This window comes from Dactylosporangium sp. NPDC006015, from assembly GCF_040614215.1.
GTDB lineage: Bacteria > Actinomycetota > Actinomycetes > Mycobacteriales > Micromonosporaceae > Dactylosporangium > Dactylosporangium maewongense.
Map to the genome: position 1 here is coordinate 224730 of NZ_JBEXUD010000007.1, position 23621 is coordinate 248350.

21 protein-coding genes are annotated in these 23621 nt (G+C 71.9%); 9 read left to right on the top strand and 12 right to left on the bottom strand.

All coding sequences use genetic code 11. From position 1 onward, the window contains the following. Positions 1–2: 2 nt before the first annotated feature. Positions 3–1088 carry a type IV pilus twitching motility protein PilT gene (locus ABZ321_RS15185; RefSeq protein WP_344506336.1) on the bottom strand — a complete coding sequence of 362 codons (1086 nt, stop codon included), beginning with the start codon at positions 1086–1088 and terminating at the stop codon, positions 3–5. A 46-nt stretch (positions 1089–1134) separates the two neighbouring features. Continuing rightward, positions 1135–2805 carry an ATPase, T2SS/T4P/T4SS family gene (locus ABZ321_RS15190; protein WP_354891269.1) on the bottom strand — a complete coding sequence of 557 codons (1671 nt, stop codon included), beginning with the start codon at positions 2803–2805 and terminating at the stop codon, positions 1135–1137. A 249-nt stretch (positions 2806–3054) separates the two neighbouring features. Between ABZ321_RS15190 and ABZ321_RS15195 the strand changes: the two genes are divergently transcribed. Further along, positions 3055–4155, top strand: coding sequence for a hypothetical protein (locus ABZ321_RS15195; protein WP_354891270.1), 1101 nt, complete (start codon positions 3055–3057; stop codon positions 4153–4155). An 83-nt stretch (positions 4156–4238) separates the two neighbouring features. Here the strand turns inward: ABZ321_RS15195 and ABZ321_RS15200 are convergent, their stop codons facing one another. After that, positions 4239–5087 carry an NAD(P)-dependent oxidoreductase gene (locus ABZ321_RS15200; RefSeq protein WP_354891271.1) on the bottom strand — a complete coding sequence of 283 codons (849 nt, stop codon included), beginning with the start codon at positions 5085–5087 and terminating at the stop codon, positions 4239–4241. Positions 5088–5097: 10 nt separating this feature from the next. Continuing rightward, positions 5098–5688 (bottom strand): TetR/AcrR family transcriptional regulator, encoded by a 591-nt coding sequence (locus ABZ321_RS15205; protein ID WP_354891272.1) that lies wholly within the window; start codon positions 5686–5688, stop codon positions 5098–5100. Between the two features lie 88 nt (positions 5689–5776). On the opposite strand from ABZ321_RS15205, the gene ABZ321_RS15210 reads away from it, so the two are divergent. Next, the gene (locus tag ABZ321_RS15210) at positions 5777–6907 is read left to right on the top strand and encodes an NAD(P)/FAD-dependent oxidoreductase (protein WP_354891273.1); all 1131 of its coding nucleotides are present in this window, start codon (positions 5777–5779) and stop codon (positions 6905–6907) included. A 1294-nt stretch (positions 6908–8201) separates the two neighbouring features. Here the strand turns inward: ABZ321_RS15210 and ABZ321_RS15215 are convergent. The 3 genes from ABZ321_RS15215 to ABZ321_RS15225 all read right to left on the bottom strand — a co-directional run bounded on the left by ABZ321_RS15215 (position 8202) and on the right by ABZ321_RS15225 (position 10104). Next, on the bottom strand, positions 8202–9179 hold the full coding sequence (locus ABZ321_RS15215) for a winged helix DNA-binding domain-containing protein (RefSeq protein ID WP_344506105.1): 978 nt from the start codon (positions 9177–9179) through the stop codon (positions 8202–8204). 134 nt (positions 9180–9313) lie between these two features. Then, complete coding sequence (locus tag ABZ321_RS15220) at positions 9314–9862, bottom strand: Clp protease N-terminal domain-containing protein (protein WP_354891274.1); 549 nt, start codon at positions 9860–9862, stop codon at positions 9314–9316. Continuing rightward, a complete protein-coding gene (locus tag ABZ321_RS15225) occupies positions 9862–10104 on the bottom strand; it encodes a helix-turn-helix domain-containing protein (protein WP_344506107.1) in 243 nt (80 codons plus the stop codon). Before ABZ321_RS15225 ends, ABZ321_RS15220 begins: the two co-directional genes overlap by 1 nt. Positions 10105–10166: 62 nt before the next feature. On the opposite strand from ABZ321_RS15225, the gene ABZ321_RS15230 reads away from it, so the two are divergent. The 3 genes from ABZ321_RS15230 to ABZ321_RS15240 all read left to right on the top strand — a co-directional run bounded on the left by ABZ321_RS15230 (position 10167) and on the right by ABZ321_RS15240 (position 12667). Next, complete coding sequence (locus ABZ321_RS15230) at positions 10167–11144, top strand: 2-oxoglutarate and iron-dependent oxygenase domain-containing protein (protein ID WP_354891275.1); 978 nt, start codon at positions 10167–10169, stop codon at positions 11142–11144. Positions 11145–11254: 110 nt separating this feature from the next. After that, positions 11255–11380 carry a hypothetical protein gene (locus ABZ321_RS15235; RefSeq protein ID WP_344506109.1) on the top strand — a complete coding sequence of 42 codons (126 nt, stop codon included), beginning with the start codon at positions 11255–11257 and terminating at the stop codon, positions 11378–11380. A gap of 63 nt (positions 11381–11443) precedes the next feature. Then, positions 11444–12667 (top strand): LCP family protein, encoded by a 1224-nt coding sequence (locus ABZ321_RS15240; protein ID WP_354891276.1) that lies wholly within the window; start codon positions 11444–11446, stop codon positions 12665–12667. A gap of 1326 nt (positions 12668–13993) precedes the next feature. On the opposite strand, the gene ABZ321_RS15245 is transcribed toward ABZ321_RS15240, so the two are convergent. Next, positions 13994–16318: a M28 family peptidase gene (locus tag ABZ321_RS15245; RefSeq protein WP_354891277.1), complete on the bottom strand. Its 2325-nt coding sequence runs from the start codon at positions 16316–16318 to the stop codon at positions 13994–13996. 152 nt (positions 16319–16470) lie between these two features. Here ABZ321_RS15245 and ABZ321_RS15250 point away from each other — a divergent pair, with 152 nt between their 5' ends. Then, positions 16471–16851, top strand: coding sequence for a DUF6401 family natural product biosynthesis protein (locus tag ABZ321_RS15250; protein WP_344506112.1), 381 nt, complete (start codon positions 16471–16473; stop codon positions 16849–16851). A gap of 60 nt (positions 16852–16911) precedes the next feature. Next, positions 16912–17508 (top strand): hypothetical protein, encoded by a 597-nt coding sequence (locus tag ABZ321_RS15255; protein WP_354891278.1) that lies wholly within the window; start codon positions 16912–16914, stop codon positions 17506–17508. Here ABZ321_RS15255 and ABZ321_RS15260 read toward each other — a convergent pair. The 3 genes from ABZ321_RS15260 to ABZ321_RS15270 are packed head-to-tail and all read right to left on the bottom strand — an operon-like array spanning position 17505 to position 18626. Then, a complete protein-coding gene (locus ABZ321_RS15260) occupies positions 17505–17783 on the bottom strand; it encodes a Smr/MutS family protein (RefSeq protein WP_344506114.1) in 279 nt (92 codons plus the stop codon). The genes ABZ321_RS15255 and ABZ321_RS15260 overlap by 4 nt on opposite strands. A 4-nt stretch (positions 17784–17787) precedes the next feature. Then, positions 17788–18174 carry a rhodanese-like domain-containing protein gene (locus tag ABZ321_RS15265; protein WP_354891279.1) on the bottom strand — a complete coding sequence of 129 codons (387 nt, stop codon included), beginning with the start codon at positions 18172–18174 and terminating at the stop codon, positions 17788–17790. Continuing rightward, positions 18171–18626, bottom strand: coding sequence for a cysteine dioxygenase family protein (locus tag ABZ321_RS15270; RefSeq protein ID WP_344506116.1), 456 nt, complete (start codon positions 18624–18626; stop codon positions 18171–18173). The genes ABZ321_RS15265 and ABZ321_RS15270 overlap by 4 nt, the downstream gene beginning before the upstream one ends. 144 nt (positions 18627–18770) lie before the next feature. Between ABZ321_RS15270 and ABZ321_RS15275 the strand changes: the two genes are divergently transcribed. Then, positions 18771–19724, top strand: coding sequence for an ATP-binding cassette domain-containing protein (locus ABZ321_RS15275; RefSeq protein ID WP_344506117.1), 954 nt, complete (start codon positions 18771–18773; stop codon positions 19722–19724). Then, positions 19721–20512 carry an ABC transporter permease gene (locus ABZ321_RS15280; RefSeq protein WP_344506118.1) on the top strand — a complete coding sequence of 264 codons (792 nt, stop codon included), beginning with the start codon at positions 19721–19723 and terminating at the stop codon, positions 20510–20512. The genes ABZ321_RS15275 and ABZ321_RS15280 overlap by 4 nt, the downstream gene beginning before the upstream one ends. Here the strand turns inward: ABZ321_RS15280 and ABZ321_RS15285 are convergent. After that, positions 20494–23583, bottom strand: a complete 3090-nt coding sequence (locus ABZ321_RS15285) for a BTAD domain-containing putative transcriptional regulator (RefSeq protein ID WP_354891280.1) — start codon at positions 23581–23583, stop codon at positions 20494–20496. The genes ABZ321_RS15280 and ABZ321_RS15285 overlap by 19 nt on opposite strands. Between the last annotated feature and the right edge of the window lie 38 nt (positions 23584–23621).

Consider the following 23621-nt stretch of genomic DNA (forward strand, 5'->3'; position numbering starts at 1 on the left):
CATCACATCCGGCCGGCGAGACGGCGGAACTCCTCCGCCGAGTGGCACATCTCCAGCGCCGTCTCGTACGTGACGAGCTGCTGGCGGACCCGCTCGGCCAGGTGCTGGTCGAACGAGAGCATCCCGTCGTTGCCGCTGGACTGCATGAACGACGGGATCTGGTGGTTCTTGCCCTCGCGGATCAGGTTCCGGATCGCCGGCGTGGCGAACATGATCTCCGCGACGATCGTGCGGCCCTGCCCGTCGGCGCGCGGCGCGAGGGCCTGCGTGACGACGCCCTGCAGCGCGTTGGACATCTGCGCCCGCACCTGCTGCTGCTGGTGCGGCGGGAAGATGTCGATGACCCGGTCGACGGTCTGCGCCGCGCTCTGCGTGTGCAGCGTCGCCAGGACCAGGTGTCCGGTCTCGGCCGCGGTCAGCGCCGTCGACGTCGTCTCCAGGTCGCGCAGCTCGCCGACGAGGATGATGTCGGGGTCCTGGCGCAGCGCGTGCTTCAGCGCCATCGAGAACGACGTCGTGTCCGCGCCCACTTCCCGCTGGTTCACCAGGCAGCGCTTGTGCTCGTGCAGGAACTCGATCGGGTCCTCGATCGTCACGATGTGCGAGGAGCGGGTCCGGTTCGCCAGGTCCAGGATCGCGGCCAGGGTCGTCGTCTTGCCCGAGCCGGTCGGCCCGGTCACCAGCACCAGTCCGCGGTGCAGGTGCGCGAACCGGGCCACCTGCTCCGGCACGCCGAGCTGGTCGAGGGGCTTGATGTTGTGCGGGATCGCCCGGAACGCCGCACCGAACGAGCCGCGCTGCGCGTACAGGTTGACCCGGAAGCGCGACACGCCCTCGATCGCGTAGGCGAAGTCCAGCTCCTGGATCTGCTCGAAGTGCTTCCACTGGCTCTCGTTGAGCACGGCGGCGCGGACCAGCATCTCCGTGTCGGCGGGCGTGAGGTCGTCGTAGCCCGGCAGGTACCGCAGCCCGCCGTTGATCCGCACCGTCGGCGGCGCCCCGACGGTCAGGTGCAGGTCGGAGCCGCCGACGCGGACGAGCGACACCAGCATCGCGTCGAGCGAGGCGCGCTCGTCGCTGGTCACCATGGTCTCCACACGCGGCCCATCGGCAGTGCCCCGGCTGTGTTGAGGGTTACACGGCGACCCGGACCACCTCCGGGATCGAGGTCTGCCCCTCCGCGGCCTTCGCCAGGCCGTCGAGGCGCAGGTCGATGAGCCCCTCCTGGCGGGCGACGGCCTGGATCTCGTGCGCCGAGGCCCGGTCGATCGCCAGCTTCTCGATCTCCGCGGAGACCGGCATGACCTCGTGCAGCGCGATCCGGCCCCGGTAGCCGGTGTTGGCGCACGAGCGGCACCCGACAGGTCGCCACAGCGTGCTGGGGGCGCCGAGGATCTCGTACGGCCACCGCGCGCTGACCAGTTCCGCCTCGTTCGGCTCGTACTCGGTGCGGCACCAGTCGCACAGCCGGCGCGCGAGCCGCTGCGCGAGCACGCAGTCGACCGACGAGCCGACCAGGAACGGCTCGATGCCCATCTCGACGAGCCGGGTGACCGCGCTCGGCGCGTCGTTGGTGTGCAGGGTCGACAGCACCAGGTGGCCGGTGAGCGCCGCCTCGACCGCCAGCTGCGCGGTGGTGCGGTCCCGGATCTCGCCGATGAGCACCACGTCGGGGTCGGAGCGCAGGATCGCGGGCAGCACCGCCGCGAACGTCAGGCCCGCCTTGTGGTCCACCTGCACCTGGTTGACGCCGGGCAGCCGGTACTCGACCGGGTCCTCCACGGTGATGATGTTGACCGTCGGCTTGCTGATCTCGGCGAGGGTCGCGTAGAGCGTCGTCGACTTGCCCGAGCCGGTCGGGCCGGTGACCAGCAGCATGCCGTGCGGCTTGTTGTAGGACGCCGCGAAGCGCTCCGCGTTGGCCTTGCTGAAGCCGAGCTTCGCCAGCTTCAGGTCCATGCCGCTGGTGTCCAGGACGCGCAGCACGATCTTCTCGCCCCACACCGTCGGCAGCGTCGCGGTCCGCAGGTCGACCGCCCGCTGGTTGATCTCGACGGTGATCCGGCCGTTCTGCGGCACGCGCCGCTCGGTGATGTCGACGTTCGACATGATCTTCAACCGGGAGATCAGCGCCGACTGGACGTGCTTGGGCACGGTGTCGACCTCGTGCAGGACGCCGTCGATGCGGTACCGCACCCGCATGTTGTGCTCGCCGGGCTCCAGGTGCAGGTCGGACGCGCGGTTCACGATCGCCTGTTCGAGCAGCGAGTTGACGTACCGGACGATCGGCGCGTCCTCGTTGAGCGTCGTCAGGGCCGAGACGGCCGGCGTCGACTCCGCCCGCAGGCTCTCCGCGACGTCGCCGAGGTCGTTCTCCTCCCGCTTCAACCGGTCGATGATCTTGCGCAGCTCGGAGCGGGCCACCACGACCGGGCGGACCGTGAGGCCCGTCGCGGCGCGGACGTCATCCAGCGCCAGGACGTCACCCGGGTCGGTGATGCCGACGGTGATTTCGAGATCGTTGAGGGCGATGCCGAGGACCCGGTGCTTCAGGACGAGCGCCATCGGGATCTTCGTGATCGCCGCCGGATCGATCGGGTAACCGACCAGGTCCAGCGTCTGGATCCCGTACGCATCGGCGGACGCCTCGGTGAGCTGATCCTCGGTGACGATGTGGTCGTTGATGAGCACGGCGCGGATCGACCGCCCCGTGCGCTCCGCCTCCTCCGCCGCCCGGTCGACCGCCTGCGGATCCGCTCCACGTTCCTTCAGCGCGTCCAGCAACGGACTGAACGTCTGGTACATCTCACCCCCGGGTCCTCAACGGCATCATCGGCACCGATCCGGGTGACTTTCGGGATTCACCCCCGCCGGATGGCCGGTGCGCGTTGACGCGCCGCGTCCCCGTCATGAGGATGCTTCGCTGTGTCGGTTGCCGTCGTCGAAGATCCGTTGCCCGGCAAAATCAGTGTGTGGCGCGCGAGATGGGTCCTGATGCGCTACGGACGCCCCCCAGGGGCCCCACCGGAGGGAGTCGCCGCGACCGGAACGCTGTTGGCCCTGGTCACTGAGGTCGCCGCCCGGGTCGGGGTGGCCGCCCCCGACGCGGTCCTGCTCACCGGCCACGGCGTCGTCCGCGCCTGGGCCAGCCGCCGCCGGCGGGTCCTGCTGGTCGGGCTTCCGCTGCTGTACTGCCTGACCATCGACGAGATCCGCGCGCTGGTCGCGCACGAGCTCGCCGTCGTCGACCACCGCCGCGCCCACCTCGTCGCGCGCCTGCGGGACCTGTACGAGGAGGCCGCCGACCCGTCGCGTGTCGAGCTGCCCCCGCGGGCGGCGGCGGTGCTGCGCGCCACCCGCGAGTTCGCCACCGCCCTGGAGCGCAAGGCCGACCAGGCCGCCAGCAGCGCCTCCGGGCTGCACACCGCGGCCCGTGCGGTCGTGAAGGCCGACCTGGCCGAGTTCGAGTTCGCCGACCTCGCCTTCGACCTGGAGGAGCAGGTGTGGCAGCACGCTTCGGCGGCGATCCAGGACGTCCATGACGGCTGGCGTGCCGCGATCCGCGTCGGCGCGATCCTCGCGTCCGTCGACGACGACACCCGGACGACCCTGATGAACCGGCACCCGAACCTCGCCGGCGCCATCGCGCCGCTGACCGCCGCACACCTGGCGCTGCGGGCCGCGGACCTCGTGCCCCTCGACCCGCTCCCGGCCGCCGACGAGCGCGCCCTGGCCCGGCACGTCCTGCGCCGCTCGCCGGCGGAGTGGACCACGTTCGCCGCGGTGCCGGCCACCGCCTGGCCCGGCTGGGTCGTCCGGCAGGCGCGCGCCGTGCACGACCAGGTCGCCACCCTGCTGGGCCGTCCGGCGAACGGCGACGCTGAGGTCGTCGAGGTGCTGCTGACCCGCCTCGACGAGCTGGTCGCCGCGAACTGGCCGGCGCAGCCCGAACCCCCGACCGAGCCCGAGGACCTCGACGCGACCCCGTCCGTGGTCGTGGTGATGGAGGCGGCGCTCACCTCCCGCGGCTGGCGCCGCGTCCACCCCGCCACGCCCGGCGTCCTGGCCTCGGAGTCGGGCATGGAGTGCAATCTGCACGAGCTGGCGGTCTCGCCGACCGCCCTGCCAGAGCTCCTGGCGCTGCTGTCCAGCTAGCGTCTTCCTGGCTTTCCTGGCTTCACTGGCGCGCTTCGGGTTTCACTGGCGTGCTTCGGGTTTGCTGTGGCGAGCTTCGGGTTTCAGTGGCGCAGTTCGGTGCGCCAGGTGTGTCGCGGGTCGTAGCCGAGGACCTCGCGGGCCCGGTCGATGCAGAGCAGCGTCTCGAACTCGCCGAGCTCGCGGGTCAGCGGCACCTCCGGGAACACCTCGCGCATCAGCTCCGCCGACGACCGGTCCATGATCGTGTCGGCGGCGGCGATCACGTACGAGCTCGCGCCCTCGACCGGCGCGTCGAGCGCGAGCCGGCAGGCGGCGGCCACGTCGCGCACGTCGACGTACCCCCACAGGTTCCACTTCCGTGCGTGCGGGTCGCTCCAGTAGCCGGGGACGGCGGCATAGTCCTCGGGCGCGTGGACGTTGGACAGCCGCAGGCCGACGAACGGGATGCCGCTCCACCCGGAGATCTCCCGGGCCAGGGTCTCGCCGACGACCTTCGACAGCGCGTAGGTCGTCGTCGGGAACGGGTAGTGCTCCTCGTCGACCGGTGCGTAGCGCGGGGGAGTGTCGAACGGCAGGCCCAGCGTCGTCTCGCTGGAGGACCACACGACCCGGCCGACGCCGGCGTTCTGCGCGGCGTGGAACACGTTGAAGTTCATCGCCGAGTTGCGGTTGAACGTCACCGCCGGCGGATACATGCCCGGCGCCGGGATGTTGGCGAGGTGCACGACGGCGTCGGCGTCCTGCACGACCTCGACCGCCTGGCCGTAGTCGGTCAGGTCGGCGACCATCATGGGGGTGCCGAGCTCGCTGAGGTGGCCGGCCTTGCCGACGGCGTCGGTGGCGACGACGTGGTGGCCGTGGGCGAGCAGGTCGGCGACGACCGCCCGTCCGGTCTTGCCGTGTGCTCCGGTGACGACGATCCGTGCCATGCCTACGTTTCTACCGCAGGCCTCGGTGCAGCAGTGCGGTGAGGGTGTCGATCGCCTCGTCGTCCGGCAGGCGCGGCTCGGGCGCGGTGAGGTGCGCGTAGGCGAACATCGCCAGCATCGCCCCCATCGCCTCGGCGACCACGGCGGGGCGGCCCGGCAGCTGGTGGCCGCGTGACGCGAGGAGCTCCAGGTGCTGCCGGAGGATCTCCGTGTCCTCGGCGAGGCGGGTGCGGGCCTGCCCGCTGAACGGCGCCTCCAGCATCGAGGACTGGAAGAGGGCGACCATCACCGGCAGGTGGGTCTTGAACGTGTGCCAGGCCGCGGCGACGTGGAAGCGCAGCTGCGCCTCGTCGGACAGGTCGTGGTCCGGGTCGTGGTCGGGGAGTGCCTCGCCGGCGGTGGCCTGCATGTCGGCCAGGAGCGCCCGCAGCAGCTCCTCCTTGCTCGCGAAGTGGTCGTAGAACGAGCCGACCGCCCGCCCGGCCTCGGCCGTGATGTCGCTGATCTTCGTGTTCAGGTAGCCACGGGTGGCGAAGAGCTGCCGGGCCGCCTCCTTGAGGGCGGCGGAGGTGTGGGCCGCCTTCTCCCTGCGCGTAGCCATCGCGACCTCCCCTCTTGACGGTCGACCGTAGCAGTCGGTAAAACTGAATCGTAGTTCACCGAATGAAGATTCAGTTTTGGAGGCGGGCATGGAGGCCATGGTCATCGGGGGCGGGGTCGCGGGGCCGGTCGCGGCGATCGCGCTGCGACGGATCGGGTGGGACGTGACGGTGCACGAGGCATACGCGGACCCGGCGGGCGACGTCGGGTCGTTCGTCAGCCTCGGCGACAACGGGCTGCGGGCACTCGACGCGATCGGTTGCCGGGACGCGGTAGCCGCCCGCGGCACGCGGCTGCCGCTGCTACGGCTGCGCAGCGGTCGCGGCAAGGTGCTCGGCGAGGCCGCCCGCGGACGGGTGACGCTCATGCGCGGGCACCTGGTCGAGACGCTGCGCGCCCTGGCCCTGGAGTCGGGCGCGCGGATCGTCACCGGCCGCCGGCTGACCGGCGTCGGCCACGGGCGCACGGCCGTGTTCGCCGACGGCACCACCGCGACCGCCGACCTCATCGTCGGCGCCGACGGCATCCACTCACGGCTGCGGACCGTCATCGACCCGGCCGCACCCGCCGCGCACTACGCGGGCCTGTGGACGGCCGGCGGCCGCTCACCACACCCGGTCGACCCCGACGCGTTCACGATCACGTTCGGCGCGAGGGCGACGATGGTGTGTGCCCCGACCCCCGCCGGCACCCTGTGGGCGGCGCAGGTCCCCTCGCCCGCACCACCCACCGGCCCGCTGGACCACGCCGCGCTGGCGGCTCTGTTCGACGCCGACCACGGCCCGGCGGCCACCCTGGTCCGCACCACCGACCACTGGCACCCCCGCACCGTGATGCAGGCGTTGCCGGCCGGCGTACCACGCTGGCACCGCGACGGCATGGTCGTCCTCGGCGACGCGGCCCACCCGATGGGCGCCGGCCAGGGCGCCAACCTCGCCGTCGAGGACGCGGTCGTCCTCGCCCGCTGCCTACGCGACACCCCCGACATGGACACGGCCCTCACCCACTACGAAACCCTGCGCCGCCCCCGGACCACCCAGATGCTGAAGTTCGCCGGCGCCAACCGCGACGCAAAGATCTCCGGCCCCGTCACCGCCCGCATCCGCGACCTGACAATGCCCTTCTTCTTCCGCCGATTCGCAGCGAAGTCCAGCGCGTGGATGCACGACTACGACGTCGAATGGAACAAGGCCAGCACCCCGCCCCCGTCGTCAACCTGACGCCAGCCGCCCGCTCCCACAGAAGTCCGACGCGTGGATGCACGGTTGCGCCATCGAGCGGACCGCGGTCAGTGCCGCAGTTTCGGTTTCGGATCCGGCGTGACGCGGGGCGGGTGCGGCGTTGAGTGGAAGCGGCCAACACCTCGGCTTCGGCGTTGACGTGGCGGCGGACCGATGCCGGTAGCTTCTCGACGGCTCCTGTTCCGGCGGTTGCGGAGATGAGCGGCGCGTTGGCGCACGGTGCGGTGTCGAGTCGGACGCGGTCAGTGCCGCGGTGTCGGTGTTGATGCGGGGCGGGTGCGGCGTTGGCAGGAGGGCCGTCAGCGTCGCCACTCCGGTGTTTGACGTGTTGGTGGACCGGCGCCGGCGGCTTCTCGGCCGGCTTCCGTTCTGGCGGTTTGCGGTGGTGGGCGGCGCGTGGATGACGGTTGCGGTGTCGAGTGGACTGCGGTCAGCGCTCCGGCTTCGGCGTCGACGTGACAGCGGTCGGGTGCGGTGTTGAGTGGAATGCCGTCAGCGTCGCGGCTTTGGTGGCGACATGACGGTGGATCGGCGCCGGTGGCTTCTCGGCGGGCTTCCGTTCTGGTGGTTCGCGGCGATGGCTGCGTGTTGGTGCACGGGTGCGGTGTTCGGTCCGTGCCGTGGGTGCGGTGTCGGCGTGACGCGGGGTAGGGGCGGTGTCGACTGAGACGTGGTCAGCGTTTGGCTTCGGCGTTGACAAGACGGCGGATCGGCGCTGGCGACTTCTGTCCCGGTGGTTTGCGTGATGGGCGGCGCGTGGATGGGTGACGGCGTCGTCGAGTGGGACATGGTCAGCGCTGTGGTTCGGTGGCGACGTGACGGCGGGCGGGTGCGGTGTTGGGTGGAATGCCTTCAGCGTCGTGGCTTCGGTGTTGACGTGTCGGTGGAGCGGTGCTGGCGGCTTCTGTTCTGGTGGTTTGCGGTGATGGGCGGTGCGTTGATGCATGGGTGCAGTGTTCGGTCCGTGCCGTGGGTTCGGTGTCGGTGTGGCGCCAGGATGGGGCGGTGTTGGGTGGAATGCCGGCAGCGTCGCGGTTTCGGTGTTGACGTGTCGGTGGAGCGGCGCTGGCGGCTTCCGCTTCGGTGGTTTGCGGGGATGGGGGCCGTGGGACGTGTGGCGACGGTGTTGAGTGGAGCGCGGTCAGGGGCTCGGCTTCAGTGTTGACGTGGCGGGGGACCGGTGCTGGCGGCTTCCCGCGCGGCACCCGTCTCGGCCGTTGCGGTGATGGGCAACGCGTGGGTGTGTGTGGCGGCGGTGTTGAGTGGGACGTGGTCAGGGCCTTGGCTTTGGTGGCGGCGTGGTGCGGGGTGGGGGCGGTGTTGTGTGGAAGGCGGTCAGGGCCTCGGCTTCGGTGTCGACCTGGCGGCGGACCGATGCCGGTAGCTTGTCGAACGGCTCCCACGACACGACGCCGGTCTTGCTCACCGTCCAGGTGCCGGCGACCTGGCCGTCGACGAGGAACGTGCCGATCGACTGGGGCATCCGCACGTGGAACACCTTGGTGCGGTGCTCCTCCGGCAGGATCAGGGTCCGCCGGGCGTGTGCGAGCAGCGTTGCGTCGTAGGTGGGCAGGAACCGCACCGGCGCCGGTGTCTCCGGGTCCGGCAGCGGCTGGTCGGGCAGGTCGACGAGCTCCCGTCCGCGCTCGTCACGGAACCGGCGCAGCTCCATCGTCGCCAGGACCTTGGCGACGTCGGTGACGCTCAGGCCGGCCCAGTCGGCGATCTCGGAGCGGTGCGCCGGGCCGAACCCGCCGAGATACCGGCGCACCAGCAGCTCCCGGGCTGCTTCGACGGTGATCTCGGGCGGGCTGACCCAGCCCTCCGCTAAGCCGAACAGGTCCGCGCGGCGGCGGGCCCAGGTGCCGGTCGGGGGCACGCGGACCATGTCGAGATGCATGCCGACGCCGCCGCGGACCTCCGGGCCGTAGAGCTGGTCGATCTCGGCCCGCTTGACCGGCCGCTCCCGCAGGAGCTCGCGCAGGCTCTGCGCGGCCTCGGTGAGCTCCGCGGGGCCGACGCTGTTGCGGGTGACGCGGTGATACCAGTCGCGCCGGGCATCCCGGATCGCGATCAGGAACGGCCAGAAGTCGGCCCGTGAGACGAGGTGGATGGTGGCGCGCAGGATGGTCGCCTGGACGACCTCGCGGGCCTCCAGGAGCCGGGTCAGCGACTCGCGCTCGAAGCCTTCGATCCGGGTCCACAGCCCGATGTACATGGACGGGGCATACTGCGCCTGGAGCCCAGCCATCGTCTCCAGGACGGTGGGGGCGTCAGCTCGTACACGAGACGCCAACGACTGCCGGGCCAGCAAAGCGCGGTTGAGGTGTCGCCACGTCAGTGTCCGTTCCATGCAGACACTCAAGCACAGGGGTATGACAAGAATCAGGCGACGTTGCGCAGGGCGGCCTTGACGAGCTCCATGGTGCGGTCGTAGCTCATGCCCTGCTCGCGCAGGAGCCGGCCGCCGGTGCCGCGCTCCTCGCGCAGGATGCCGAGCAGGAGGTGCTCGGTGCCGATGTAGTTGTGCTTCATGGACAGCGCGACCCGCAGCGACAGCTCCAGCGCCTTCTTCGCGTCGTTGCCGAAGCGGTTGGGCAGCTTGCTGCGCCGGAACAGGAAGCCGCCGCGCCGGGGCGGCTCGGCCTGCTCGAGGGCGCCGGGGCCGAACGTCTGCTCGACGCTGCTGCGGACCGCGTCGAGATCGATGCCGATCGAGCGCAGCGCGGCCGCGTCGTCGGTGCCGGTGAGGGTGGCGACGAACCCTTCGCGTTCCACGGCGCACGCCTGCAGCACGTCGGCGGCGATCCCGCCGGTGGTGAACATGGCGAGGACCAGGTGCTCCGTGCCGACCGTCCGGTGGCCGAGCGCGTTGGCCTCCTCGTGCGCGTTCTGGACCGCGGTGCGGGCGCGCTGGGTGAACCGTTCGAACATCACTGTGCTCCTGTCTCTTGTACCGGTGTCACTGCCCGGCTCGCGTGCTTCTTGTGGACCGCCTGGCGCGTCACGTCGAGGGCGTCCGCGATCTCCTGCCACGACCAGCCTTGCCGGCGGGCGTTGTCGACCTGGAGCACCTCGAGCGCGTCGGCGAGGCGGCGCAGCGCCACCGCCGCCCGCAGCCCGACTCTGGGATCGGGGCTGGCCGCGGCGTCGGCGAGATCGCCTGCTTCCGTCATGTGTCAACCGTAGTTGACAGCTTCGGTACGTGTCAACCACGGTTGACAACTACGCTCCTGGCATGGACGCGCTGCCGGTCATCGACATCTCCGACCTGGACTCCGCCGCCCGCGGCATCGAGACGGCCTGCCGCGACAACGGCTTCTTCTACGTCACTGGGCACGGCGTGCCGTCGTCGCTGACCGACCGGCTCGACGCGGCGGCTCGGACGTTCTTCGACCTGCCGCTGCCCGCCAAGATGGAGATCGCGATGGCCCGCGGCGGCCGGGCGTGGCGCGGGTTCTTCCCCGTCGGCGCCGAGCTGACCTCCGGCGTCCCGGACCGCAAGGAAGGGCTCTACTTCGGCACCGAGCTCGGCCCCGACGCCCCGCAGGTCCGCGCCGGGCTGCCGCTGCACGGCGCGAACCTCTTCCCGGAGCAGGTGCCCGACCTGCGTCCGGCGGTGCTGTCGTACGTCACGCGAATGACCACGGTCGCGCAGACCGTGCTGCGAGGCGTCGCGCTGAGCCTCGGGCTGCCGGCCGGGTACTTCGCGGAGTCGTACACCGCCGACCCCACCGTTCTGTTCCGGATCTTCCACTACCCGCCGTCCCCGCCGGACAGCGACGAGTGGGGAGTCGGCGAGCACACCGACTACGGGCTGCTGACGCTGCTGCTGCAGGACGGCAACGGCGGCCTCCAGGTGCGCACGCCCGACGGCTGGCTCGACGCCCCGCCGATTCCCGGCACGTTCGTGTGCAACATCGGCGACATGCTCGACCGGATGACCGGCGGGTGGTACCGCTCGACACCCCACCGGGTCCGCAACGTCAGCGGCAACGAACGGCTGTCGTTCCCCTTCTTCTTCGATCCCGACTTCACCCAGCAGGTGCCGCCGCTGCCGAGCTCCGGCGGCTCCGAGGGTGGCCCGCGCTGGGACGGGCAGGATTTGCGGGCATTCACCGGGACGTACGGCGAGTATCTGGTAGCAAAGGTGGGCAAGGTGTTTCCAGAGCTGTTCGCGGATACCCGTCACCAGGGGGTACCCCGCATCGGTTAGACCCTTGCAAGCTTGTAAACGCAGGTCAGAGGGCTGGCACGATGACGGGAGCAAACCTGTTCACGGTGTACCTACCGTTTGAGTCACCACACCGCAACAGGAGGCCCCCGATGACCACCCCGACGCCGACCACGACCCGCAAGCTCACCAACCTCGACAGCGAGCAGGGCATGCTCGTGTTCCTCGCCGCGCTCGTGCTGCTCAGCGTGATCGGCGTGTTCGTCGTCGGCGGCTGACCGGGTTCCTGTCTTTTCGTAGAAAACCGCAATCAGCGGGACCCTTCATTCCGTCATGGGGGTATGACCTCCGACGCCTCGCTCGAACAGGAGCTGCGGGACGTGTTCCAACGCCACGAGCATCTCGCCGACGACCCGGCCTTCTCGCTGCGGCGTTCCCGCAAGGATCCGTGGTGGGCGCGCTCGCTGGTGGTGGCGGGCGCGCTCATGATGATCGTCGCGGGCGGCGCGTTCGTGGCGAAGGACGCCGTGATCGGCTACGCCACGAGCAACGTCAAGCAGGAGGACCTGATCGTCTCGGCCGCCGAGCAGCAGGGCCGCCACGTCACGATCAGCGGTGAGAAGAACATTCTGCTCATGGGCATCGACCCCCGCCCCGGCCAGGACGAGTCCGAGGCGATCCGCTCCGACTCGATCATCATCCTGCACATCCCGGCCTCGCACGACTCCGCCTACCTGGTCTCGATCCCGCGCGACACCTGGGTGAAGATCCCCAAGTTCGACAACGGCAAGCATTTGTACGCCGGCGGCCACGACAAGATCAATGGCGCCTTCGCCATCGGTGGCCTCGACACCACGGGCAAGGAGCAGCGCAAGTTCGGCGTCACTCTCCTCGCCAACACGATCAAGGAGAACTGGGGCGTCACCTTCGACGCCGCCGCCATCATCGACTTCACCGGCTTCCAGAACGTCGTCAAAGTCCTTGGCGGCGTCGACATGTACGTCGATCAGGAGGTCAAGTCGGTCCACATCGGCCACGACGCCAAGGGCGAGACCAAGGTCCCCTACCTCCAGCGCGACAACGGCACCGGCGGCACCACCCTCATCCCGATCTCCGGTGTCACCCCGCAGACGTACCACGTCGGCTTCCAGCACCTGGAGCCCTGGCAGGCGCTCGACTACGTCCGCCAGCGCGAGACCCTCCCGAACAGCGACTACGACCGCCAGCGGCACCAGCAGCAGTTCATCAAGGCCCTGTTCAAGCAGATCCTCAGCAAGGACGTCCTCACCGACCCCGTGAAACTCAAGAAGATCCTGGACGTCATCGGCCAGTCCATGACCATCGACTCCGGCGGCATCGGCCTCGACGACTGGATCTTCGCCATGAAGGGCATCACCGGCGACAACCTGCTGACCATCAAGACGAACAACGGCACCTTCTTCTCGTCCCCGCAGAACCCCGCCGCCGAAGCCCTGGACCCCACCACCCTCGCCCTGCTCGACGCGATCCGCACCAACACCGTCCAGGACTTCATGTCCCAGCACACCGCCCTGATCTCCAGCTGACCGTCCTGCCGCCCCACCACTGACGCGGCGGGTCCCGGCGGGAATTGCGCGTGCGCACCGCAGCCGGTGGCCGGCCTTGCGGGTGCGGGCCGTTCACGGAAACCAGCACCCACGGATGGCGCCCGGGCCCGGGCTCATGATCAAAGGACGGATCCGGCGACGCCGACGGCCAGAACCGTCCTTTGATCAAGCTGGGTCCGCGAAGACCGGCATCCGGAGCGCGACGCCCCGTCCGCCCGGCGGCTCGACAACCGAAGCGTGGCGGAGCTCGGGGCGGAACACGGACCAGATGCGGCCTCAACTGCGGAGTTGATGCTGCATGGCAGGTGTACGCCTCTGCCGCACAGATGGCGGGCGAGCGCGGACGGCTCCTCCCGGAGGACGGCGGTCGAGCGAAGTTGGTGATCCGGTCGAGAGATGCAGCACTGACCTTGGGGCGGGCTGCGGCTCGATGCGCGAGGTGGCACCGGGGGAGTGGCTGCGTGGCGGACGGGGCCAGATCGCGGTGGTGGCGGTGTCACCTTCCGTCCCGGACTGGCTGCCGACGACGCCGGCCGAGGAGATAGCCCTCCCGAGGGCGCGGGCGGGCTGCCGGGGACAAAAGAGCGAGAGCGGCCGGAGGGTCGGACGTGGTGATGGCCGCTGCGGGCTTGCTGGGTGGCTGCCGACGATGCGGGCGGTAGCTGGCAGCACCTGAGGGAACACGGGCGACCGGGAAGCGGGACCGTGATGGCGGTGGCTGTCTGTTCGTTGAAGCGGCTGCAGAAGGCTGCCGACGGTGGGCGGCATGGGTGAAGCCGGCAGGGTGTCGAGGCCTCGTCGCTGCCATCGAGCCGGCGGGGTGTCAGGGGAGCCGGGGTTTGCCGGGTAGTGAGGGGCGGGCGGGGTTCGTGGCGGTGGAGGTCAGGTCGTGGTGGCGACGGAGCGAGTGGTGGAGTGGCCGCCGAACGATGCTGGGGAAGTGGCGGTGGCGCCGGGCAGGGTGTTGAGGGCGTAGCTGGTGTCGATCGCGTGGTGCGTCAGGTCTCCGAGGAGAGCGGGTGGCCTCCACGGCGGTGGCGTTACCGCCCTTGCCGGAGTGGTGCCGGGCGTGGGCGGGCTGGGTGAAGGCGGGCGGGGTCGAGGCCTGCCATCGAGCAGGGCGGGTTCAGTGGAGCGGGCCCCTGTGGGACCGGGCGGGGGTTCGTGTCGGACAGGACGGCCCCGGCCGGCGGTGGAGGGCAGACCGTCGGGGCGGCGACGGGCGTGGGCGATGGAGTGGCGGTTGGCGAGGTTGGTGGGAGGTGGGCCGCCCCCCGGAAAAAGAAGGGCGGCCACGGGGGTGGGTCAGATGGTGGTGGTGGCGGCGACGGCGGTGAGTTCGCTGGAGTGGCTGCCGAAGATGCCGACGGTCGGTGGGCGGGGGGTGAAGCCGGGCAGGGTGTCGAGGCCGTCGCTGCCGTCGACCAGGCGGAGCTTCAGAGGGCCTGAGCCCTGCAGGACGAGGGTGACCTCGATGCCGTCGGTGGGTGGGCCGTGGAAGACGACGCCGAAGCGGTTCTGGTCGGGGAGGAACGGGACGGCGTCGCGGCCGGCGACCGTGGCCTGCTGGACGCGGTGGGAGCCCGGCTCGGCGTAGAAGGAGACGAAGCGGACGGGGCGCTGGGAGGCGAGGCGGAAAGTGACGGTGCGGCGGTCGCCGGTGGTCGTGTCGGACAGGACGGTGGCGGTGGGGGCGGGCAGCGGGGCGGCCTCCGCCGGGCCGGTGGACAGCTCGCCGGCGGGCAGGACGGGGAAGAGCTCGTCGAGGGAGCGGTGGTCGCGGACATACCGCGAGGTCCAGGCGCCCGGGGACTGCTCCAGGCTGACCCACTGGGCGGTGCCGGTGTCGCGGTCCAGGGCGTACATGAGGTGGGTCGGCTCGGGGTGTGTGGCGTCGAAACGGTCGGTGACCATCCCGGTCGTGGTGCAGACGAGCGCGACCACGAGCGCCGCGAGCGCGGGGGTGGCGCCGAGCAGGCGGTGCCGGTCGGCGCCGGCGGGGCGGAAGAGGGGCTCCAGGGCGGGCAGGGCGGCGAGGCCGAGCAGGGCGGCGAAGAGCCCGGGGGCGGCGCCGGTTGCGAGGCCCAGGGCGGGGAAGAAGAGGGCGACGGTCGGGGCGAGGATCAGCACGGCGACGCCCGCGCCGGCGGTGAGGACGGCAGTGGCGAGCCAGGGGCGCGGCACGTACAGCGCGGCGATCCCCGCGAGGGCGCCGAACAGGGCGGGCAGCGCCACCAGGTAGGAGCCGCCGGGGATCGCCGCGGCGAAGACCAGGCCGAGCACGGCGAGCAGGCCGAGGGCGCCGGTGAACAGCGGGACGGGGCCCAGCCGGCGGCGGCTCAGCGCATACCAGCCGAGCAGGACGGCGGCGGTGAGCGCGACGACGCCGAAGCGGAACCAGGTGGGCCGGGCCGGGTCGAGCAGCTCGCCATAGCCGGGGCGCAGCGCGACCAGCAGCGTCCACAGCAACTGGGCGGCGACCGCGACCGCGATGAGCGGCACGAGGGCGAGGCCGAGGCCGGCGAGGCTGCGGGGGACCGAAGTGAGGCCGCGGCGGCGGGCCAGGAACACCAGGGCGGCGACGGCGAGCAGGGCGAGGACGGCGATCGGCCAGGTGAGCGCCGCCGGGTAGCGCACCAGCAGGCCCGCGAACGGGAAATACACCGCGTCGCCGGCGGCGGGGCGCAGCAGCGGCGGGAGGTCGGCGGCGCCGAGGGCGCGGGCGAGGGCGAGCGCGTTGTCGCCGTGGTGCTGGAGGCTGGCCCGGTTCATCGTCGAGGGCCGGTCGAACGGGCTGTGGTAGACGCTGGAGCCGTCGATGTAGGCCGTGTTGAGGCCGGTGAACCGCGACTGCGCCAGGAACGGGGTGAAGTCGGTGTCGTTGGACAGCAGCCGGTAGACCTCGACGGCGAGGCTGGTGCCGACCGGGTGCGGGGTGCGGGCATAGACGTCGATGAGGTCGGCGTTGCCCACGGAGGTCTGGAACATGACGGCGGGGCCGCTGCTGCCGCGGGCCTCGAAGTTGAGCACGACGGACGGCTTCTGGCCGAGGGGGTGCCGGCTGACGAACGCCTCGGCGCCGCACAGGCAGGCCTCCTCGGCGTCGGTGAACAGGAACACGACGTCGTTGCGCGGCGGGGCGCCGGTCGTCAGGGCCCGGGCGACCTCGAGCAGGGTGCTGCTGCCCGCGCCGTCGTCGTTGGCGCCGAAGCTGACCTGGACGGAGTCGTAGTGCGCCATGAGGACGACCTGGCCGGTGGAGGCGGAGCCGGGCAGGACCGCGACGACGTTGCGCACGCGGGCCATGCCGCCGTCGCCGAACTTGCCGGCATTGACCCCCACGGTGTCCTGGACCTCGGGGCGCAGACCATAGCCGGTGAGGGTCGCGACGATGTGCTCGCGGACCCGGTCGGCGGCGGGGCTGCCGGTGACGTGCACCTCCTGGCCGATCCGCTCGACGTGGGTGAACGCGCGGGCGGCGGAGAACTCACCAGCGGGTGCGGAGGCGGACCGGGGCGCCGGCGGCTGGACGTCGGCGATGCCGAGGACGGCGAGCACGGCCAGGACCGCGAGGGCCGCCGCGGCCGTAAGGGGTCGCCGCGACGGTGCGGCGAAGCTTCGGTCGGACAAGGTGTGCCTCCTGTGGGGTGAGCACATTCTGCACGCCCCCACCGACAAAAACCCGCGTCCGACGACCCGAACGGAGTGCAGTGGGTCATGAACGGGTGCCGGATGGTTGTTGGGGGCCCGGAAGCCCTCCGGACTGCCTAGCGTCATCGTCCATGAACAACGAACTCACCCCCGCCGCCCCGACCGCCTTCGACGCGAGCTACCTCGCCACCGCCGAGCTCGACGCCCGCTTCCACCTCGACCAGGTCATGGCGATGGTCGGCGTCGACGGCCTGGTGGCGGCCCTGGCGCAGCCGTTCCTGCTGGCGAAGGTCGACCAGCACGCCGCCGCGGTCCGGCAGAGCATCACCGCCGCCGGGAAGGCCGTCGACTCGATCTCCCTCGCCGGGTACGCCCGGAGCGTCATCGCCGTCCACCAGCGGCACGGCCGCCCGCTGCCGACCCCGGAGACCATCGACTGGCAGGACGCCGACTGGACCGTCCTGCGCCTGGTGGCGGTCTGCTCCCTCGCGGACGCGGTGGACGCTTTCTGAGCGGACAACCGAACCACCAGCAGCGGACAACCGAACCACCCGCACGCGCGTCGATGTGCCATGACACGCCTGCCGTCCCTCGCACTGATCGTCCTGCTCGCCGCCTGTACCCCGGAGGCCACCGGTACAGGAGCGAACAAAAGCCCCACAAATGCCGCGACCGCCAGCGCAACGGAGCGCTCGAACCCCACGCCGAACGCCTCCACGACCAAGAAGGCCGACGGAAGCTGGACGGAACCGACGCAGAAGGTCACCGTCCCGCACAACCCGGCCGTCCCCCCGGTGCCGGTCCTGGTCGAGGTGCGCACCGGTGACCACGCCGGCGACGCCTACGAGCGGATCACGTTCGCGTTCAGGGGCCCGCTTCCCTCGTACAGCTTCCAGATCGTGCGCCAGGTGGTGCGGGACGGCTCCGGAGACCCCGTCACCCTGCCCGGCACCACGAAGCTGAGCATCGTCTTCACCCCGGCGCGCAGCGAGGCCGGCACCGGCCCGCGCGACGTCGGCTACCGCCGCCTGCGGGGCTACGAGCAGGTCGGCGACTACGAGGGCTACGTCAGCTACGGCATCGGTGTCGAGGGCGCCGCGCAGGTCCGGTACGGGGAGAGCACCCGCCCCGACGGGACGAACGTGGTCGCACTGGACATACGGGTCTAGCGGCGGCCGCGACCCGAGGACTCGTTCCACCGGAAGTGGACGAAGAGCCGGCCGAAGTTGTCGGAGTCCTTCTCCACCCGGTGGTACAGCGCCTTGATCTCGCGCTGGTCGAGGAAGCGCAGGACCCGCTTCTTCAGCGCCCCCGACCCCTTCCCGGGGATGATCTCGACGAGGGTGGCCCGCTTGGCCACCGCCTCGTCGATGATCCCCTTCAACGCGCGGTCGATGTCGCCGCGGCGGTTGAAGATGTCGTGGAGGTCCAGCTTGAGCTTCACGCCCCTAGTCTGACACCGGCCCGTCGGACACCGGCAGCCCAGCACGCTTCCACGCCTGGAAGCCGCCGGCGAGGTCGGTCGCCCGGTGCAGGCCCAGGTCCTGCAGTGAGGCCGCGGCGAGCGAGGACGTGTAGCCCTCGGAGCAGAAGACGACGACGGGCAGGTCGAACCGGTCGGCGATGGGCAGCCGCGCGTCGCTGCGGGGGTCGAAGCGCCACTCCAGGACGTTGCGCTCGACGATCAGCGCGCCGGGGATCTCCCCTTCGAGCGCCCGCTGCGCGGCCGGGCGGATGTCGACGAGGACCGCGTCCCCGGGCACCTCGGCCGGCGTCACCCGGGTCAGCCGCGACCGGGCGGACGCCAGGATCTCGTCGATGGAACGCCCGCTCACCAGTCCGCCCCCGCCTGTTGGATGGCCTCCACACTAAGCCGCCCCTCGTGCAACCGGTAGCGGGTCATCACCGTGAGTGCCGGGCTGTACGCGTGGACGGTGATCGCGGGCCGTGCCCCGGCGTTGACGACCCGGTGCACGTGGTGCGCGCCGAAGCGCCGCCCCGACCCGGCGGACATCGTGGTGTTGAGCAGGGACCCGTCCTGCACCGTCTGCTCGACGACCTCGCCGGACACGACGGTGAACGCGCCGGACGACCCGCCGTGGTCGTGCAGGTCGGTGGCCTGGCCGGGCAGCCAGGTGAGCAGCCACACCTCGTGGTCGTCGGCGGCGTACAGCTTGCCGTACCAGCGCGTGCGCGGATCGTAACGAGGCTCGATCGGCCAGTCCGCAGGATCCGAAGCGTGCCAGCGTGCGACGGAGAGCAGGTCCGTCCGGGTAGCGACAGTCATCGCAGATTCTCCAGTATTCGCATCTACTTAGTAGGAATTAGTACCACACCTGATCGCCGTGCGCGACGGGACAGGCGGATGTGCGCGAAATGACAGCGGCGTCAGGCACCCTGGCGGAGGACACACCAAAGGGGGAACACCACCATGACCTTCGCTTTCCAGGCCACCGGCCTGGTCAAGCGCTTCGGCAGCACCACCGCCCTCGCGGGCGTGGACCTCGCCGCCGAGCCGGGCACCGTGCTCGGGGTCCTCGGACCCAACGGCGCCGGCAAGACCACCGCCGTGCGCATCCTCGCCACCCTGCTGCGCCCCGACGCGGGCACCGCGGTCGTCGGCGGGCACGACGTCGTCAAGCGCCCCGCCGAGGTCCGCCGCATCAGCGGGCTGACCGGGCAGTTCGCCTCCGTCGACGAGGACCTGACCGGGACCGAGAACCTGGTCCTCATCGGCCAGTTGCTGGACCTGCGCCGGCGCGACGCGAAGAGCCGCGCGGCCCACCTGCTCGCCGAGTTCGACCTCAGCGAGGCCGCCGACCGGCCGGTCAAGACGTACTCCGGCGGCATGCGGCGCCGGCTCGACCTGGCCGCGAGCCTGGTGGGCCGGCCGGCGATCGTCTACCTGGACGAGCCGACCACCGGCCTCGACCCGGCGAAGCGCGAGGACGTGTGGAACATGGTCCGGGCGCAGGTGCGGGAGGGCACCACGGTGCTGCTGACCACGCAGTACCTGGAGGAGGCCGACGCGCTCGCCGACGAGATCTCCGTGATCGACCACGGCAAGGTCATCGCGCACGGCACGCCGGCGCAGCTCAAGCACATCGTCGGCGGCCAGACGATCAGCGTCCGCCCGGCCGACCCGGCGCACCTCGACACGGTCGAGGCGGTCCTCGGGGCGATCTCGAAGGGCCGGGTCGAGTCGCGGGGGCGCGGCGTGCTGTCGGTGCCGGTCGACGACGCCAAAGCGCTCGGCACCGTGGTCCGCCGGCTGGAGGAGGCCGGCATCGACGTCATCGAGCTGTCCCTGCACCTGCCGAGCCTCGACGAGGTCTTCTTCACGCTCACCCGGGGCACGGACAGGAAGCAGGAGGTGGCGGCATGACGACGCTCACGGCCGCGGTGCCGGGACGGCCGTTCGGCCTGGTCAGGCACAGCCTGGTGATGGCGCGGCGCAGCCTCATCAAGACGATGCGCACCCCTGAGCAGCTGCTCGACGTGACGCTCCAGCCGATCATCTTCATCGTCCTGTTCGTGTACCTGCTGGGCGGCGCCATCGCCGGCTCCCGGCACGACTACCTGCAGTTCCTGCTGCCGGCGCTGCTGGTGCAGAACGTGCTCTTCGCGTCGGCGCCGACCGGCGTCAGCCTCAACACCGACATCAAGACCGGCGTGTTCGACCGGTTCCGCAGCCTGCCGATCGGGCGGTCCGCGCCCCTCATCGGCGGCGTGCTCGGCGACATGATCCGGTTCGTGGTGTCGATCGTGGTGATGCTCGGCTTCGGGTACGCCCTGGGCTTCCGCTTCGGGACCAACGCCCTGGCCGTCCTGGCCGGGTGCCTGCTGGTGATGTTCATGGCGTTCAGCTTCAGCTGGATGTTCGTGCTGCTCGGCATGCTGGTCAGGGAGCCCGGCGCGGTCCAGGGCCTCGGCTTCGTGATCATGTTCCCGCTGACCTTCGGCACCAACGTGCTCGTGCCGACGAACACGCTCCCCGGCTGGCTGCAGGCGTGGGTGAAGGTCAACCCGGTCGCCGACGCGATGCAGGCGGCCCGCGGGCTGATGGTCGGCGGGCCGGTGCTCGACGCCGTGGTCAAGACCCTGCTGTGGTCGGTGGGCATCCTGGCGGTCTTCGCGCCGCTCGCCGTCCGCGCCTACCGCCGCAAGGCCTGAACCGCCGGCGCGGGGTCCGAGATCAGCGACATCGCCGCGGCGCGGTCCATCTCCGCGCCGCGGCGCACGGCGTCGTCGAACGCGGCGTCGCCGAGGGCCTCGCGCAGCGCCGCCGCCTGCAGCGGCAGGTCCGCGTTGGACAGGTCGTCGCCGCCGCCGATCGCGCGGGCCACCCCGAGCAGCTCGGCGGCGGTCACCGGCAGCCCCGCGGCGGCGGCGAGCGCCGAGCACCCGATCGCGACCTGTGCCACGACAGGCATGTCTCTCGCCGGTACGGCCAGCGAAAGGGCCTCCGACAGCCGTTCCCGGGCCGCCGGCAGGTCCCCGCGCGCCAGGTCGAGCCGCGCCCGGCCGATCAGCAGGATCGCCTGGTACTGCGGCGCGACCAGCGGCGAGTGCTCCTGCTTGCGCCACGCGGTCGTGTAACAGCGCTCCGCCTCGTCGAGGTCCCCGTCGTGGCGGGCCAGGTGGCCGAGCTCCAGCAGCGCGTGGGACGCGTCCCGGGGCAGCACCGTCGGGTCCTCGGTGAAGCGGAGCAGTTCGGCGCGGGCCGCGGCGGGGCCGTCGATGTGGCGGCGCAGCGCGGCGAGCCGGATCCGCTGGTACGCCTCGCTGGTGTGCACGCCGAGCTGGTGATGCAGCTCGATCGACTCGGCGAACAGCGCCGCGGCGGTCGGGTGGTCGCCGCGGCGGGCCCGCGCGTCGGCGATCGACGCGAGCGTCATCGACAGCCCCCACCGCTCGCCGACCTCCCGGAACGCGACCGCCGCCGCCTCCTGCGCGGTGAGCATGCCGGCGATGTCGCCGTCGTTCTCCCGCAGGTGGCCGAGGATCGACAGCAGCATGCCCCGCGACCACGGCTCGACCGGCGCGGCGAGGCGGCGCTGGATCGCGGCCTCGCCGTTACCGCTGTCGTCGCGGAACATCATCACGACCGGCTCGACGAGGGACACGAACGGGTGGCCGGTGCCCGGCGGCACCCGCGCGGCCAGGGCGATGAGGTCGTCGAGGAGCTCTTCGGCGTACTGGAAGTCCCCGGCGAAGCCGCTGTTGATGACGTACACGGCGAAGACGACGGTGCGCGCGTCCAGCGGCACCTCGGCCGGGTCCTGGTCCGGGACGGCGAGGATCCGGCCGAGCAGGGCCGCGGCCTCCGCGTGGTTGTCCTCGAACGTCCAGAACCAGGCGCACGCCGCCCCGAGCCGGAACGCGGTGACGGCGTCGCCGCTGTCGCAGACGTGGGTGACGGCCGCGTGCAGGTTCGCCCGCTCCGGGCGGAGCCGGGCCAGCCAGTCGACCTGCGCCGCGGTCCTCAGGTGCGGCTCGGCCCGCTCGGCGAGCGCGAGGAAGTGCGCGGCGTGCGCCGACCTGACCTGTCCGGCCCGGCCGGCCCGGGCCAGCTCGTCGAGCGCGAACTCCCGGATCGTCTCCAGCATCCGGTACCGGACGGTGTCGCCCGCCGTGCCGTCGTTGAGGACCTGGAGCAGCGAACGGTCGACCAGGGCGTCCAGGAGCGGCTCGGCATCCGGTACACCTGCCGCCGCCGCTGCGGCCTCGGCGTCGAACGTGCCGGGGAACACCGCGATGGCGGCGCTGAACTCGCGCTCCGGCTCCTCCAGGAGGTCCCAGCTCCAGGCCACGACCGCGTGCAGGGTCCGGTGCCGCGGCAGCGCGGTGCGGCTGCCGCCGGTCAGCAGCCGGAACCGGTCGTCGAGGCGGGCGGCGAGCTGCTCCGCGGTGAACGACCGCAGCCTCGCGGCGGCGAGCTCGATGGCCAGCGGCAGCCCGTCGAGCCGGCGGCAGATCTCCGCCGCGGCCGGCGTCACCACGAACCCGGGCCGCACCGCCTCGGCACGGTCCCGCAGCAGCCGCACCGCCGCGTCCGCCGCGAGGGGCCCGACGGGGAACAGCGACTCGCCGAGGATGCCGAGCGGCTCGCGGCTGGTCGCCAGGACGCGCAGCTTCGGGCAGCGGCCGAGCAGGTCCTCGGTGAGCGCGGCGGCGGCCGCCACGACGTGCTCGCAGTTGTCGAGCACGAGCAGCGCGTCGGTCGGCGCGAGCAGCTCCGCGATCCGGCCGGGGACATCGAGGCGGCGGGCGACCTGCGGCGGCTCGAGCTGCCCGCCGGTGTCCAGGGCGCGCAGGACCGCGGCCGGCACGTCGGCGGCCTCGGCGACGGGCGCGAGCTCGACCAGCCACGCGGCGTGCGGGTCCTGGGCGGCGACCGTCGTCGCCAGCCGGGTCTTGCCGGCGCCGCCGGGCCCGACCAGCGTGACGAGCCGGCGGTCGAGGACCTGCGTGCCGAGCCGGTCGACGTCGTCGTCGCGGCCGACGAAGCTGGTCAACGGGGTGCGGAGGTTGCCGGCGGGGCGGTCGGTGAGGGCCCGCAGGTGCGCCCGGCGCAGCCGCGGCGACGGGTCGACGCCGAGCTCCTCTGCGAGGTGGTGCCGGCACTCCTCGAACGCGGCGAGGGCCTCCGCGCGGCGGCCCTCGGCGTGCAGCGCCTCGACCAGGTGGGCGGCGAGCCGCTCCCGCAGCGGGTGGGCGGCGGTGAGCTCCCGCAGCCGCGCCACCAGCCCGGGTGCGCGCGGGCCGGCGGCCTCGACGTGGTCCTCGGTCGCGGCGAGCCGCAGCTCCTCCCAGCGGGCGGCGAGCGCGTCGTCGACGGCCGGCGGGCCCCGCCACAGGTCGAGGGCCTCGGCGAGCAGCGTCGCGGCGCCGGCCGGGTCGCCGTCGCGCAACTGCGCCTTGCCGGCCGCGGCGAGCCGCTCGAACCGGTAGGCGTCGACGTCGTCGGGGGCGAGGTCCAGCTTGTACCCGCCAGCGCCGGACACCAGCGCCGGGTCGCCGCCGAGGGTCTTGCGCAGCCGCGACACGAGGGACTGCACGGCGTTCGCGGGGTCGGTGGGGGTGGCGTCGGGCCACAGCGCGACCGCGATCTGCTCCACGGACACGAGCCGGCCGGGCTCGCAGGCGAGCCGGATCAGCAGCGTCCGGAGCCTGGCGCCGCCGACGTCGACCGGCTGCCCGCCGACGTCGACCGTCAACGGCCCCAGAATGCCCACCCGCATGCGCACCACTGTGCCACCCTCCGGGTGGAGGGCGGCAC

Excerpts from the sequence above, each read along its gene's own strand:
- ABZ321_RS15190 (WP_354891269.1), bottom strand. The coding sequence starts at position 2,805 with ATGTACCAGACGTTCAGTCCGTTGCTGGACGCGCTGAAGGAACGTGGA.
- ABZ321_RS15220 (WP_354891274.1), bottom strand. The coding sequence starts at position 9,862 with ATGTTCGAACGGTTCACCCAGCGCGCCCGCACCGCGGTCCAGAACGCG.
- ABZ321_RS15285 (WP_354891280.1), bottom strand. The coding sequence starts at position 23,583 with ATGCGGGTGGGCATTCTGGGGCCGTTGACGGTCGACGTCGGCGGGCAG.
- ABZ321_RS15235 (WP_344506109.1), top strand. The coding sequence starts at position 11,255 with ATGACCACCCCGACGCCGACCACGACCCGCAAGCTCACCAACCTCGAC.
- ABZ321_RS15225 (WP_344506107.1), bottom strand. The coding sequence starts at position 10,104 with ATGACGGAAGCAGGCGATCTCGCCGACGCCGCGGCCAGCCCCGATCCC.
- ABZ321_RS15255 (WP_354891278.1), top strand. The coding sequence starts at position 16,912 with ATGACACGCCTGCCGTCCCTCGCACTGATCGTCCTGCTCGCCGCCTGT.
- ABZ321_RS15270 (WP_344506116.1), bottom strand. The coding sequence starts at position 18,626 with ATGACTGTCGCTACCCGGACGGACCTGCTCTCCGTCGCACGCTGGCAC.
- ABZ321_RS15215 (WP_344506105.1), bottom strand. The coding sequence starts at position 9,179 with ATGGCTGGGCTCCAGGCGCAGTATGCCCCGTCCATGTACATCGGGCTG.
- ABZ321_RS15275 (WP_344506117.1), top strand. The coding sequence starts at position 18,771 with ATGACCTTCGCTTTCCAGGCCACCGGCCTGGTCAAGCGCTTCGGCAGC.
- ABZ321_RS15250 (WP_344506112.1), top strand. The coding sequence starts at position 16,471 with ATGAACAACGAACTCACCCCCGCCGCCCCGACCGCCTTCGACGCGAGC.
- ABZ321_RS15230 (WP_354891275.1), top strand. The coding sequence starts at position 10,167 with ATGGACGCGCTGCCGGTCATCGACATCTCCGACCTGGACTCCGCCGCC.
- ABZ321_RS15185 (WP_344506336.1), bottom strand. The coding sequence starts at position 1,088 with ATGGTGACCAGCGACGAGCGCGCCTCGCTCGACGCGATGCTGGTGTCG.
- ABZ321_RS15240 (WP_354891276.1), top strand. The coding sequence starts at position 11,444 with ATGACCTCCGACGCCTCGCTCGAACAGGAGCTGCGGGACGTGTTCCAA.
- ABZ321_RS15205 (WP_354891272.1), bottom strand. The coding sequence starts at position 5,688 with ATGGCTACGCGCAGGGAGAAGGCGGCCCACACCTCCGCCGCCCTCAAG.
- ABZ321_RS15200 (WP_354891271.1), bottom strand. The coding sequence starts at position 5,087 with ATGGCACGGATCGTCGTCACCGGAGCACACGGCAAGACCGGACGGGCG.
- ABZ321_RS15280 (WP_344506118.1), top strand. The coding sequence starts at position 19,721 with ATGACGACGCTCACGGCCGCGGTGCCGGGACGGCCGTTCGGCCTGGTC.
- ABZ321_RS15210 (WP_354891273.1), top strand. The coding sequence starts at position 5,777 with ATGGAGGCCATGGTCATCGGGGGCGGGGTCGCGGGGCCGGTCGCGGCG.